A 13,356-nucleotide genomic window follows, 5' to 3' on the forward strand; every position below is an offset into this window, starting at 1 on the left:
CGGACGCCCTCATCCCGACCTTCTCCCCCAGGAGAAGGAGAAAACCGAACAATCCCCTCTCCCCCAGGAGAAGGAGAAAACCGGACAATCCCTTCTCCTCCAGGAGAAGGAGAAAACCGGACAATCCCTTCTCCTCCAGGAGAAGGAGAAAACCGGACAATCCCCTCTCCCGTGGGAGAGGGTTAGGGTGAGGGCATGAAAAAACCAGAAGGCATTGCCGAGCGCATCTACCGCTTACTGAAACAGGAAATTTTTGATTTCCAGTTACTGCCAGGCGACCGATTCAGCGAAAACGACATCGCAGTGCGCATGGCGGCGAGCCGCACTCCGGTGCGCCAGGCGCTGTATGCGTTGGAACAAGAAGGCTATGTCGAAGTGCAGCCGCGTAGCGGTTGGCAGATCAAAGCGGTGGATTTCGATCATCTGGAATCACTCTATGATCTGCGCATTGTGTTGGAACTGGAAGCCGTAAAACGGCTATGTGCGCTGCCTGCAGAAGTACGCTCGCGGTCGTTACAGGCACTAAAGCAGTTCTGGATTGATGCACCGCAATTGCCAGACGGCGCGGAAGTCGCCAGCCACGATGAAGTTTTCCATATGACGCTGGTGGAGGCCGCAGGTAACCCGGAAATGGCGCGGGTACACCGTGAAATCACCGAAAAAATTCGTATTGTGCGGCGGCTGGATTTCACCAAACGCCCCCGCGTCAGTGCCACGTATCTCGAGCATGGGCAGATTTTGCTCGCCATTTTGAACCGTCAACTTCAGGAGGCGCAGACCCGCTTACACGACCATATAGCCGCAAGTCAGAAAGAGGTCCGTCAAATTACTCTCCATATGCTTCATCAGGCGAAGCATGGGGTTATTTCTTAATAATACGTTTGGGAGTACACACACTATGCAACGTCGCACCTTCATTAAAGCTTTCGCGCTCTCCGCGTCTGTTGTCAACATGGGGCTGGCCTTCAGCGCACAAGCTGCTGACACCATCAAAGTGGGCATCATGCACTCTCTGTCCGGCACTATGGCGATTTCTGAAACGCCGCTCAAAGATGTGGCGCTGATGACTATCGCCGACATTAACGCCAAAGGCGGCGTGCTGGGCAAACAGCTCGAACCGGTGGTGGTTGACCCGGCGTCAAACTGGCCGCTGTTCGCTGAAAAAGCACGCCAGTTATTAAGTCAGGATAAAGCGGCGGTGGTGTTTGGCTGCTGGACGTCGGTCTCGCGCAAATCGGTATTGCCGGTGTTTGAGGAGCTGAACGGGCTGCTGTTCTACCCGGTGCAGTACGAAGGTGAAGAGATGTCGCCAAACGTGTTTTATACCGGTGCGGCACCAAACCAGCAGGCGATCCCGGCGGTGGAATACCTGATGAGCGAAGACGGTGGGGCGGCGAAACGCTACTTCCTGCTGGGTACGGATTACGTTTACCCGCGCACCACCAACAAGATTCTGCGCGCGTTCCTGCATTCCAAAGGCGTGCAGGATAAAGACATTGAAGAGGTGTATACGCCGTTTGGTTACAGCGATTACCAGACCATTGTTGCCAATATCAAGAAATTCTCGGCGGGCGGCAAAACCGCGGTTATCTCCACCATTAACGGCGACTCCAACGTGCCGTTCTACAAAGAACTCGCCAATCAGGGCCTGAAAGCGACCGATGTTCCGGTGGTGGCGTTCTCGGTCGGCGAAGAAGAGCTGCGCGGTATCGACACCAAACCGTTGGTCGGCAACCTGGCGGCATGGAACTACTTCGAATCGGTCGATAACCCAACCAACAAAGCGTTTGTCGCCGAATGGAAAGCCTACGCCAAAGCCCACAAGCTGCCGAATGCCGACACGGTCGTGACCAACGACCCGATGGAAGCGACCTACGTCGGCATCCATATGTGGGCGCAGGCGGTGGAAAAAGCCGGAAGCACGGATGTGGACAAAGTTCGTGAGGCGATGGCAGGGCAAACATACAAAGCGCCGTCTGGCTTTACGCTCACCATGGACGCCACCAACCACCATCTGCATAAGCCAGTGATGATTGGTGAAATCGAAGGCAACGGCCAGTTCAACGTGGTGTGGCAGACCGATGCACCGGTACGCGCCCAGCCGTGGAGCCCGTTCATTGCCGGTAACGACAAGAAGTCTGACGAGCCTGTGAAAATGGTGAGCAACTAAAGCAAAACCAGTGTCGGGTGACGCTAACGCTTACCCGACCTACAAATGCCTTTGTAGGGTGGATAAGCGCAGCGTCATCCACCATAAACTCCAGGAGATGCCCATGAAATTACTCCGCTGCCTGTTATTCGTAGCCTGGCTGCTGCCGTGTTTCGCTCATGCCGGAGACGCTGAGGATTTTGCCGCAGCAAACCGCACGCAACAGGCAAAACTGCTGCAAACATGGGCGGCGGCACCGGATGCAAAGCGGTTACCGTTACTCAACGCTCTGGCGCAAGAAAATCTGGTCATTAACGATAAAAAAGTCCGACTGACTAACCGATTACGCGTTCTTGCAGGCAGCGCACTCGCCAGTCATCGCCTGATAAGTGACAATGTCACTGAGCGTTTGCAAGCGGCAGAGGCGCTGCAACGCGATGTCCAGCCTGATTTGCTGCCGTTGCTGCAACAAAGGCTGAAAGCTGAACCGGATGAAAATGTCCGCCACGCGCTGGAAGGCGTGCTGGCACAACTACAACTCGCGAGCACTGACGCAAAAGTGCGTTTAAATGCAGTCGACCTGCTGAGTCACTCGGCTGACCCCGACACCCAGGCACTACTCAAACCGCTGACGGACGCGCAGACCGAACCCGACGCGCAGGTGCGCAAAGCGGCGAGCGAAGGGCTGAAAAAAATTCAACACCGTTTAATGCTGGGCGAGATTCTCGGTCAGGCATTTATGGGGCTGTCGCTGGGTTCTATTTTGCTACTGGCAGCGCTGGGGCTGGCGATTACCTACGGTTTGCTGGGCGTGATTAATATGGCGCATGGCGAAATGCTGATGTTGGGCGCGTATTCCGCATGGCTGGTGCAAAGCGCTTTTCAGCAATATGCACCGGCCTGGCTGACGTTTTACCCGATTGTCGCTTTGCCGGTGGCATTTGCCATCACCGCCGGAATCGGCATGGCGCTTGAGCGCACCGTGATTCGCCATCTTTATGGCCGCCCGCTGGAAACCTTGCTGGCGACGTGGGGCATCAGCCTGATGCTTATCCAGATTGTGCGCATGGTGTTTGGTGCGCAGAACATGGAGGTCGCGAACCCAGCGTGGCTGTCTGGTGGCGTACAAGTGCTGCCAAACCTGATTTTGCCGTGGAACCGCCTGGTGGTGATTGGTTTCGTGATGCTGGTGTTGCTCTTCACCTGGTTGCTGCTCAATAAAACGCGTCTTGGCATGAATGTGCGAGCCGTGACGCAAAACCGCGCCATGGCCGCCTGCTGCGGCGTGCCAACCGGGCGCGTGGATATGCTGGCGTTTGGCCTCGGTTCCGGCATTGCAGGTCTTGGTGGGGTGGCGCTTTCTCAGCTTGGTAACGTCGGCCCGGAACTGGGGCAAGGCTACATCATCGATTCTTTCCTGGTGGTGGTGCTCGGCGGTGTCGGGCAACTGGCGGGAACCGTGGCCGCAGCTTTCGGGCTTGGGATCTTTAACAAAATACTGGAACCGCAAATTGGCGCGGTGCTGGGCAAAATCCTCATCCTTGTGCTGATTATTCTGTTTATCCAGAAACGACCGCAAGGCCTGTTCGCCCTGAAAGGGAGGGTTATCGACTGATGAGCCAGCCGCTAACGTTAACACTGACCCGCAAAGCACCGCGCATCTCGATGGCGCTGGGTTCGCTGATGGTGGTGCTGATGCTGACATTGCCGTTTCTGACGCTGTTGCCAGCCAGTCATCCACTGAGTCTTTCGACTTACACGCTGACGCTGGTCGGTAAAATCCTCTGTTATGCAACTGTCGCGGTTGCGCTGGATTTGGTGTGGGGATACGCCGGGTTATTGTCACTTGGGCATGGCATTTTCTTTGCACTCGGCGGCTACGCGATGGGCATGTACCTGATGCGTCAGGCCGCAGGCGACGGGCTACCGGCGTTTATGTCGTTCCTTTCCTGGGATCAATTGCCGTGGTTCTGGTGGGGTACGCAGCATTTTGCCTGGGCGTTGGCGCTGATTGTACTGGTGCCGGGGCTGCTCGCGTTGGTGTTTGGCTTCTTTGCCTTCCGCTCAAAAATCAAAGGCGTCTATTTCTCGATTATGACCCAGGCGCTGACCTACGCCGGAATGCTGCTGTTCTTTCGCAATGAAACTGGCTTTGGTGGCAACAACGGTTTCACTGGCTTTACCACTATCTTAGGTATGCCGATTACCGCAACGGGTACGCGCATCGGGCTGTTTATCGCCACGGTTTTGTTGCTGATGGCAAGCCTCGGAATAGGTTTCACATTGGCTCGCAGCAAGTTTGGCCGGGTACTAACCGCGGTGCGCGATGCAGAAAACCGCCTGGTGTTCTGCGGTTATGACCCAAAAGGTTTCAAGCTGCTGGTGTGGACGCTATCTGCGGTACTTTGCGGGCTGGCGGGGGCGTTGTATGTGCCACAAGTTGGGATTATCAACCCTGGTGAAATGTCGCCAACCAACTCTATCGAAGCCGCTATTTGGGTGGCACTCGGCGGGCGCGGCACGCTGATAGGCCCGATCCTTGGCGCAGGTCTGGTGAACGGTGCGAAAAGCTACTTCACCATGGCAGTGCCGGAATACTGGCAGCTGTTTCTTGGCCTGATTTTTATCGTCGTCACGCTGTTTTTACCGCGCGGCGTGATTGGCCTGCTGCGTAAAGGAGAGAAATAATGCAACCCGGCGAACCACTGTTTACCCGCCAGCATGAGGCTGACCGCTTCCGCGACCAGACCGACCCGGTGCTAATGCTGGAAAACATCAATGTCAATTTTGACGGTTTCCAGGCTCTGACGAATTTGTCGCTCAATATCGGCGTTGGCGAATTGCGCTGTGTAATTGGCCCGAACGGTGCCGGAAAAACCACGCTGATGGATGTGATTACCGGCAAAACCAAACCGCAAAGCGGCAGGGCGTTTTACGATCAATCCACCGATTTAATGTGCCTCGAACCGGCAGATATCGCCAAACGCGGCATTGGCCGCAAATTCCAGAAGCCGACGGTGTTTGAAGCGCTGACGGTGTTTGAAAATCTCGAAATTGCGCAGAAAACCGATAAATCGGTGTGGGCGAGTTTGCGGGCGAAACTGAATTCTGAGCAGCACGACCGCATCGACGAAATGCTGACAACGCTGCGACTCGCTGCCGAACGCCATCGCAAAGCGGGCCTGCTTTCCCATGGGCAAAAGCAATTTCTCGAAATCGGCATGTTGCTGGTGCAGGAGCCTCATTTGCTGTTGCTGGACGAACCCGCCGCAGGCATGACCGATGCGGAAACCGAATATACCGCCGAACTGTTTCGCGGGCTGGCGGGCAAGCATTCGCTGATGGTGGTGGAGCACGATATGGGCTTTGTGGAAACCATTGCTGACCATGTGACGGTGTTGCATCAGGGGCAGGTGCTGGCGGAAGGTTCACTGCGTGAAGTGCAGGCTAATGAACAGGTGATTGAAGTGTATCTGGGGCGCTAAATTCATGGTGGAGGACGCTGCGCTTTTCCACCCTACAACTTCATGGTGCATGACGCTTCGTGTTTCCACCCTAAAACTGTCCATGTAGGTCGGATAAGCGAAGCGTCATCCGACACAAACGCGGGGATAACTATGCTCATAGTCAACGATCTAAACCAATACTACGGCGGCAGCCATATTCTGCGCGGCGTCTCGTTTGAAGCAAAGATTGGTGAAGTCACCTGCCTGCTGGGGCGCAATGGCGTGGGGAAAAGCACATTGCTGAAATGCCTGATGGGGTTGATCCCGGCAAAATCCGGCAGCGTGAACTGGCAGAAAAATAATATCACCAGCCGCAAACCACACCAGCGTGTACAGGCAGGAATTGCCTATGTGCCGCAAGGACGCGAGATTTTCCCGCGCTTAACGGTCGAAGAAAATCTGCTGATGGGGCTTTCACGTTTTACCGGGCGTGAAGCTAAACAAGTGCCGGAAGAGATTTATCACTTGTTTCCGGTACTCAAAGAGATGAAGCAGCGGCGCGGCGGCGATCTTTCCGGTGGGCAACAGCAGCAACTGGCCATTGGCCGTGCGCTGGCCTGTAAACCGCAGTTGCTGATTCTGGACGAGCCGACCGAAGGGATACAGCCTTCGGTGATTAAGGAGATCGGTCAGGTTATTAGTAGTCTTGCCGCAAAAGGCGATATGGCTATTTTGCTGGTCGAACAATTTTATGACTTCGCCGCCGACCTTGCCGACAGCTATTTAGTCATGTCGCGCGGTTCAATCATTCAACGCGGCGCGGGAGCGAATATGGAAACCGATGGGGTCAGGGGACTGGTGGCGATTTAAACCACGGTATGGTCTACAAAAACGGCCACATTTTGGTTCTTTGTGTTGTGCCTTTAGTTGTTTATATTCAGGAGACTAATGTCAAAACCTGGTGAGGCGTCACTTGAGTGGATTAAACGAGTATCAACAACCGGTAGGCCATGCTCTGCCAGCCTGGCAGCCGCGCCCGCGCCCGCAACGTAGGGTGCTGGAAGGGCGCTTTTGCCGCCTCGAACCGCTATCTGACGCACATAGTGCAGATTTGTGGGCCGCATGGAATACGGCGCAAGATAGCCGCGGCTGGACGTATCTGAGCATCGGGCCGTTTGCTGAGCAACAGCAATTTGCCGACTTTATTGCCAGCGCCGCGCAGAGCAACGACCCGCTGCACTTTGCGGTTGTCGATTGCCAGAGCGGCAAGGCCTGGGGAACGCTGTCACTAATGCGTATCGACCCGGCGAACGGGGTAGTTGAAGTCGGGTTTGTGATGTATTCGCCGTTGCTGCAACGCACTGTTCAGGCTACCGAAGCCCATTATCTGCTGATGAAATATGCCTTTGACCTGGGCTATCGCCGCTATGAATGGAAATGTGACAGTCTGAATGGCCCATCGCGCCATGCGGCGATCCGCCTTGGCTTCCGTTATGAAGGGTTATTCCGCCAGGCCGTGGTGTACAAGCAGCGCACTCGCGATACCGCGTGGTTTTCGATTCTCGATAGCGAATGGCCGCTGATTCAGCAGGCATTTGAAAGCTGGCTTTGCGTTGAGAATATGCCGGATGGCGTGCAGAAACAGGGGTTGGCGCAGATTCGTGAAAGCCTGAGCCACCATCGGCCAGCCGACAGCAGAAACACGCTGCAAGTCAGAGCACTGGAAGAGGGCGATCACGCGGCGTGGGCTGTTTTATGGCAGGGTTATTTGACGTTTTACAACAGCCAGCTCAGTGATGAAATTAGCCAACTGACGTGGCGCAGAATGCTTGACGCTAACGAACCGATGTTTGCGCTGGGGGCGTTTGACGGGCAGGGAAAAATGGTCGGTTTTACCCATATGGTTTACCACCGAGGCACCTGGTCGGCAGAAGATCATTGTTATCTTGAGGATCTGTTTACCGCGCCTGAATCACGCGGCAAAGGCATTGGGCGGGCATTAATCGAAGGGGTTTATCAGCATGCTCAGGCGAAAAGTTGCCAGCGAGTGTACTGGCATACCCATGAAACTAATGCCGCAGGCCAGGCGTTATATGACAAGTTAGCGGATAAGCCGGGCTTTATTCAGTATCGAAAAGATTTGGTTTAGCGTAACCCATTATACGGTTTCGGTTTTGTAGGGTGGATAAGCGCAAGCGTCATCCACCATTTAATTGAGCACCAACATCGGCTTGGCCGCCATCCCTTTCACAACCATCAAATAAGCCAGCGCGATGGCGGCCATCAATACCACAAACAGCATATACGGCGGCAACCAGGTCAGCATTAATCCGGTGAATAGTGGATTACATGCGCCGCCTAACCATCCCAATTGTTGGGCTGAGAAATAGCTGGCTTTCAGTCCCGCTGGGGCAATGTTATCCACCAGCATATATTCACCAGGGGCGAAGATAAGCTCGCCGAGAGTAAACACCGCCGCCGATAAGCCCCACAGCAGCAAGTTGTCGCCGGAAATCATAAAGCCTGCCAGCCCGGCGATGAAAAATAGCGTGCCGTATGCCATCAGCTTTTTAATGTTATCAGGGCGAATGCGTTTACCAACCATGTATTGAAAAACCACCACCACAAACGCATTCACTGGCAGAACCACACCCACCACTTTTTGTGCCAGATCCGAATCAGAGATGGCAATTGCATACTGCGATAAACACGCGGCGAACGAGCCGAAGACCAGCGAGCCGAGGAAAGCCGACAAAGTGAAATACATCAGCGCCTTATCTTTGAGCATTTGCAACGGCGAAAGCCTGACGTTGCTGTCTTGCTGGAGTTCACTCACCGGCACGCTATGCACATAACGGCTAATCACGATAAACGGAATGATCGCCGTCAGGCCGGATAACCAGAATGGCAGGTTAGTGCTGTAGAGCACCGCCAGCGTGCCAATCGGCGGGCCAACCGTCCAACCGATATTGGCGAAGGTGTAATTGAGCGAGAAAATTTTCGGTTTCTGGTGAATTTCCAGCGTGTCAGAAAAATAGCCTTTTAGCACCGTCGCAAACACCGAATAAGCGCAGTTAATCAGCGAGTAAAATACCACCACCAGAACGGCGTTATTCACCAGCGGGATCGCGACAAATCCGCCGAGAAAAATCACAATTGCCAGCAGCATGTATTTTTTCTTGTCGAACTTATCTGCCAGGATGCCAAACCACAGGCTGAAAACCACCCCAGCGGTGAGAGCCATCGTCAGCGCCATGCCAATTTCGTTTAACGGCATGTTGTATTGCCGGGAAAGGTAAATGGTCATGAAGGGGAGCGTTAGCCCACGTCCTACGGTCAGTAACAGTGAGGAGAGCAGTAAAACGCTGATGGAGAGTTGCTTGCCAGAGAAACGCGTTGCTAAAGAAACCATTTTATCGTTTGTTTTTATTAATGATTAATTGGGGGTTATCAGATTTAGCATGAAGATTTGGCAAAGTATAGATGCCGTTTATCAGGGAATGCTTTCTGTATCTAAGCTTTAAAGTGCCAACTGTATCTATTCAAACTGTTAGTTTAGCCGTAAATTTTAACAAATTTGTAATATCAACAGAGGTCGAAGTATGACGCGCAAAGATGGACTGCTGGCGATGCTGGTCGTAGTGGTGTGGGGGCTGAATTTCGTAGTGATCAAAATGGGGCTGCATAATATGCCGCCGCTGTTATTGGCTGGTCTGCGTTTCTTGCTGGTTGCTTTCCCTGCGTTACTGTTTGTCGCGCGTCCGAAAATTCCTTTTCGCTTGCTGGCCGCTTACGGGCTGACGATCAGTTTTGGGCAGTTTGCATTTTTGTTCAGCGCCATTAAATTTGGCATGCCTGCGGGGTTGGCTTCACTGGTGCTTCAGGCGCAGGCGTTCTTCACGATTATCCTCGGCGCTTGTGTCTTCAAAGAACGTCTGCAAGGCAAGCAACTGGCGGGGATTTCCTTAGCTGTTATCGGTGTGCTGGTGCTGATTGAGGGCAGTCTTGGTGGGCAACATGTGGCTTTGCTCGGTTTTATGCTGACGCTGGCCGCGGCGTTTAGCTGGGCATGCGGCAATATCTTCAATAAGAAAATTATGCAACTGGAGGCGCGTCCGCCAATTATGTCTTTGGTGGTGTGGAGTGCATTAATTCCGGTACTGCCATTCTTTGCCGCCAGTTTTCTGTTCGATGGGGCAGCCGTGATGTGGCAAAGCCTGATAGCCATTGATATAACGACGATTTTGTCGCTGGTTTATCTCGCATTTGTAGCAACAATTGTTGGTTACGGGATTTGGGGAAGTTTGCTGGGGCGCTACGAAACCTGGCGTGTTGCACCGTTATCGTTACTGGTGCCGGTTGTCGGGATGGCGAGTGCCGCATGGCTGCTGGGGGAAACCTTGTCGATGACACAGTTAGCGGGGGCGCTGCTGATTATGGGCGGATTGTATATTAATGTCTTCGGCTTGCGGGTGCGCAGAACGGTGACGAATTAGTGTGCCGGGCGGGTCAGCATTCCAGACCCGCCATGGTAGAGATTAGTGGCTGTTGTCGCGGTAATACGGCGTACCCAGCAACTCAGACTTGTCACCCATCATGTGGCTATCGTCAGCACAGTTTTCAGACGCGGGGATAATCATGTTGCCATGATTGGCTTGCGTGGCACTGAATTGGGTTGATTGCTCCGCCAGAGCGTTGGTGGAAGCCAGAATCAAAAGCAGGCTTGCCGCGGAGATGTAACGTTTCATAAATCCTCGGTGTCTGAATCAACAGACGGTTGCATAGCGTTTGTTAACAATATTAATGATTTAGCGGATGAATATACTTTCCTTCACCACCTGAACACGCAACGCGGAACCGATGAGGAGGTACAGAAAAGTAATTCTTGAAGGTCCGAGTGAGCGTCTGTTGCGACTCAAACCCATACTGCTCTGCCAAATAGAGAATCGGCTCGTTGCTTTGTTTCAGCTTGAGGGCGATCTCAGTCAATTTGCGATTGCGGATGTATTGACCTAATGAATGGCCGGTCTCTTTTTTAAACATCCGTTGCAGGTGCCACTTCGAGTAGCCCGAACGCTGCGAAACCTTCTCTAGCGACAGAGGGGTTTCCAGGTTTTCTTCAATCCAGTCCAAAATGCTTTGAATGGTGATTGAATCATTGTTTCGTCTGGACATCGTTCACCTCTTTTCAGGTTTTACGGCAATACCTTTGTCAGCAGTTGATAAAGTGTGGTCACTTCATCTGCTGTCAGGTTTTTAGTCAGTTCTTGATGCAGGTTTTTTCCGACAAGTTGGTGACATTTTTCGCACAATGTTTTCCCTTCCGGAGTCAATCGTACAAGTACACCGCGTTTGTCGTTGGGATTAGGCAACCGTTCAATCCACCCCTTGCTCAGCAGGCGGTCCAACATGCGAGTTAACGCACCCAGGTCTACTGATAAGGCTTTTTTCAACTCGACAGGCTGTACGCACTCTTCGCAATAAATGCTGCAAAGCACCTTAAATTGCGTAGCGGTGATATCGAGTGGGGAAAGATGATCGTTTAGCAGGCGATCCTTATGTTGGTTAACCATATGAATCAGTCTTCCAAGCGGAATCACCTCGTTAAACAGATCGTTAGTGTTTTTCACTATTATTGCCCAGGCAAGTATATTTAATCACGGCAGATATTATTGCTCAGGCAAGCATATGTCAACGTTATGAATATGTGATGACACAAATAGCTAAAACGGTTCAACTGTTAACATACATACAGTTCTGTAACGAATGCGCGAAGGGTGACTGCTATACTCTGAATCGCGAAAAGTCACTGCAATTAAGGGTTAGAAGATGATGGATTTGGTAAAGGCCATAGGGTTTGGGCTGGTGGTGTTATTGCCGCTGGCTAACCCGTTAACAACGGTAGCATTGTTCCTCGGCCTTGCTGGCGATATGAATAAAAAGGCGCGTGATAGAACTGCGCTGATGGCGTCAGTGAATGTATTCATCATCATGATGGTGGCTTACTACGCTGGGCAAGTTGTGATGAACACCTTTGGTATTTCGATACCGGGCTTGCGTATTGCGGGTGGCTTAATTGTGGCCTTTATTGGTTTCCGCATGCTGTTCCCGCAGCAGAAGGCGCATGAATCACCGGAAGCACATACAAAAGCCGAGGAGCTTGAGCAGGAGCCTGATACCAATATCGCGTTTGTCCCATTGGCGATGCCAAGTACGGCGGGGCCGGGGACCATTGCGATGATCATCAGTTCATCGTCAACGGTTGAGCATGGTGTCAATTTCCCCGCCTGGGTTGTGCTGGTGGCACCACCGCTGATTTTTGCGCTGGTAGGGCTGATTTTGTGGGGGAGTTTACGCAGTTCTGGTGCGATTATGCGCCTGGTCGGCAAGAGCGGTATTGAAGCGATTTCGCGCCTGATGGGCTTCCTGCTGGTGTGTATGGGGGTCCAGTTCATTATTAACGGGGTACTAGAGATTATTACCAAGTTTCCAGCCCAATAAACGCGAATGTCGGGTAAGCGCAACGCTACCCGACATCCTTTTATCCTGGCTAACCGTGGCTGTGCTGTTCTTCTAAGGAAACCGGCCAACGACGGAAAATTAATACTGAAACGATAAGCGCCACCAGTGCCGGAACAGCCCCCACCAGCCCAATACTCGACATATCAAAATGCAGGCTAACCTGGTTACCTACCAACGCGCCCGCGCCAATCCCGAGATTAAAAATCCCTGAGAATAACGCCATAGAAACATCGGTTGCATCGGGTGCCAGTGCCAAAACTTTCACCTGCATGCCGAGGGTGATAACCATAATGGCGATTCCCCAGAACAGGCATAACAGAGTGAGCTGAGTGCTGCTTTGCGCGGCAGGCAGTAACAACGCGAGGCACAACACCAGTAAACCGATCGAACCGCTGACCAGCGTTGATGAATGGCGATTGCCCAGTTTACCAAACAGCACGCTGCCAATAATCCCTGCGGCACCCAGCACCAACAGTAGCAGCGTCGCCACGTTCGCACTCAATCCGGCTACGGTTTGTACGAACGGTTCGATGTAGCTGTAGGCGGTGTAATGCGCGGTCACCACCACCGCGACCAATACATACAAGCTCACCAGGGCTGGGCGTTTAAACAGCAACGGCAAACTTTTCAGCGAACCTGAGTGTTCGCTTGGCAATTTAGGCAGCAGTTTCATCACACAGAACAGCGTGAGCGCGGCGACGACACCAATAGCGAAGAAAGTGGTACGCCAGCCGAAATATTGCCCAACGATACGTCCAAGCGGCAAACCTAAAACCATCGCCAGCGCGGTACCAGTGGCTATCAAGCTGAGTGCTTGAGCCTTTTTCCCGGCGGGTGCCATACGAATCGCCAGCGACGCGGTAATTGACCAGAATATGGCGTGGGCAAAGGCAATCCCAATGCGGCTAATCACCAACACCGGGAAGCTCCAGGCGACGAATGAGAGCACGTGGCTTACGATAAATAAGACGAAAATACTGACCAATAAGCGCTTTCGTTCGACCTGACTGGTTAACAGCATAAAGGGAAGGGACATTAGCGCCACCACCCATGCGTAGATAGTTAGCATGATCCCAACTTGCGCAGTCTGCATACCAAAACTATCGGCAATGTCAGACAGTAAACCAACCGGGACAAATTCCGTGGTGTTAAAAATAAAGGCCGCGACAGCGAGCGTAACGACGCGTAGCCACGCCGTTTTGCGTGAGACTTTGCTTATAGTCATAGATGGTATTCGCG

The 13,356-nt window shown here is 52.9% G+C and carries 14 protein-coding genes; 9 read left to right on the forward strand and 5 right to left on the reverse strand.

Going from position 1 to position 13,356, the window contains the following annotated elements; genetic code table 11:
• Window positions 1–195: 195 nt before the first annotated feature.
• The 7 genes from D8682_RS02595 (at window position 196) to D8682_RS27405 (ending at window position 7,744) form a co-directional block, all read left to right on the forward strand.
• Window positions 196–873 carry a GntR family transcriptional regulator gene (locus D8682_RS02595; protein WP_121813450.1) on the forward strand — a complete coding sequence of 226 codons (678 nt, stop codon included), beginning with the start codon at window positions 196–198 and terminating at the stop codon, window positions 871–873.
• 25 nt (window positions 874–898) lie between these two features.
• Window positions 899–2,170, forward strand: a complete 1,272-nt coding sequence (gene urtA, locus D8682_RS02600; protein ID WP_121815617.1) for an urea ABC transporter substrate-binding protein — start codon at window positions 899–901, stop codon at window positions 2,168–2,170.
• A gap of 103 nt (window positions 2,171–2,273) precedes the next feature.
• Window positions 2,274–3,764, forward strand: a complete 1,491-nt coding sequence (urtB, locus tag D8682_RS02605; RefSeq protein WP_121813451.1) for an urea ABC transporter permease subunit UrtB — start codon at window positions 2,274–2,276, stop codon at window positions 3,762–3,764.
• Window positions 3,764–4,837, forward strand: coding sequence for an urea ABC transporter permease subunit UrtC (gene urtC / locus D8682_RS02610; RefSeq protein WP_121813452.1), 1,074 nt, complete (start codon window positions 3,764–3,766; stop codon window positions 4,835–4,837). Before urtB ends, urtC begins: the two co-directional genes overlap by 1 nt.
• Window positions 4,837–5,634 (forward strand): urea ABC transporter ATP-binding protein UrtD, encoded by a 798-nt coding sequence (urtD, locus tag D8682_RS02615; protein WP_121813453.1) that lies wholly within the window; start codon window positions 4,837–4,839, stop codon window positions 5,632–5,634. The genes urtC and urtD overlap by 1 nt, the downstream gene beginning before the upstream one ends.
• A gap of 132 nt (window positions 5,635–5,766) precedes the next feature.
• Window positions 5,767–6,465 (forward strand): urea ABC transporter ATP-binding subunit UrtE, encoded by a 699-nt coding sequence (gene urtE, locus D8682_RS02620; RefSeq protein ID WP_064546821.1) that lies wholly within the window; start codon window positions 5,767–5,769, stop codon window positions 6,463–6,465.
• Window positions 6,466–6,568: 103 nt separating this feature from the next.
• Entirely contained in the window at window positions 6,569–7,744 is a 1,176-nt protein-coding gene (locus tag D8682_RS27405) for a GNAT family N-acetyltransferase (protein ID WP_121813454.1), read from the forward strand.
• Window positions 7,745–7,804: 60 nt separating this feature from the next.
• Here D8682_RS27405 and ydeE read toward each other — a convergent pair whose 3' ends face one another.
• Window positions 7,805–9,007: an efflux MFS transporter YdeE gene (ydeE, locus tag D8682_RS02630; RefSeq protein ID WP_121813455.1), complete on the reverse strand. Its 1,203-nt coding sequence runs from the start codon at window positions 9,005–9,007 to the stop codon at window positions 7,805–7,807.
• Window positions 9,008–9,197: 190 nt separating this feature from the next.
• Between ydeE and eamA the strand changes: the two genes are divergently transcribed.
• Complete coding sequence (gene eamA / locus D8682_RS02635) at window positions 9,198–10,091, forward strand: O-acetylserine/cysteine exporter (protein ID WP_121813456.1); 894 nt, start codon at window positions 9,198–9,200, stop codon at window positions 10,089–10,091.
• Window positions 10,092–10,133: 42 nt separating this feature from the next.
• Here the strand turns inward: eamA and marB are convergent, their stop codons facing one another.
• The 3 genes from marB to marR are packed head-to-tail and all read right to left on the reverse strand — an operon-like array spanning window position 10,134 to window position 11,225.
• On the reverse strand, window positions 10,134–10,343 hold the full coding sequence (gene marB / locus D8682_RS02640; protein ID WP_064546814.1) for a multiple antibiotic resistance regulatory protein MarB: 210 nt from the start codon (window positions 10,341–10,343) through the stop codon (window positions 10,134–10,136).
• Window positions 10,344–10,395: 52 nt separating this feature from the next.
• Window positions 10,396–10,770 carry an MDR efflux pump AcrAB transcriptional activator MarA gene (gene marA, locus D8682_RS02645; protein WP_064546812.1) on the reverse strand — a complete coding sequence of 125 codons (375 nt, stop codon included), beginning with the start codon at window positions 10,768–10,770 and terminating at the stop codon, window positions 10,396–10,398.
• 20 nt (window positions 10,771–10,790) lie between these two features.
• Window positions 10,791–11,225, reverse strand: a complete 435-nt coding sequence (marR, locus tag D8682_RS02650; RefSeq protein WP_064546810.1) for a multiple antibiotic resistance transcriptional regulator MarR — start codon at window positions 11,223–11,225, stop codon at window positions 10,791–10,793.
• A 199-nt stretch (window positions 11,226–11,424) separates the two neighbouring features.
• Between marR and D8682_RS02655 the strand changes: the two genes are divergently transcribed.
• Complete coding sequence (locus D8682_RS02655; RefSeq protein WP_064546808.1) at window positions 11,425–12,096, forward strand: MarC family NAAT transporter; 672 nt, start codon at window positions 11,425–11,427, stop codon at window positions 12,094–12,096.
• Between the two features lie 49 nt (window positions 12,097–12,145).
• Here the strand turns inward: D8682_RS02655 and D8682_RS02660 are convergent, their stop codons facing one another.
• Entirely contained in the window at window positions 12,146–13,342 is a 1,197-nt protein-coding gene (locus D8682_RS02660; RefSeq protein ID WP_064546806.1) for a sugar transporter, read from the reverse strand.
• Between the last annotated feature and the right edge of the window lie 14 nt (window positions 13,343–13,356).

The sequence above is a fragment of the Buttiauxella sp. 3AFRM03 genome, assembly GCF_003675305.1.
GTDB lineage: Bacteria > Pseudomonadota > Gammaproteobacteria > Enterobacterales > Enterobacteriaceae > Buttiauxella > Buttiauxella ferragutiae.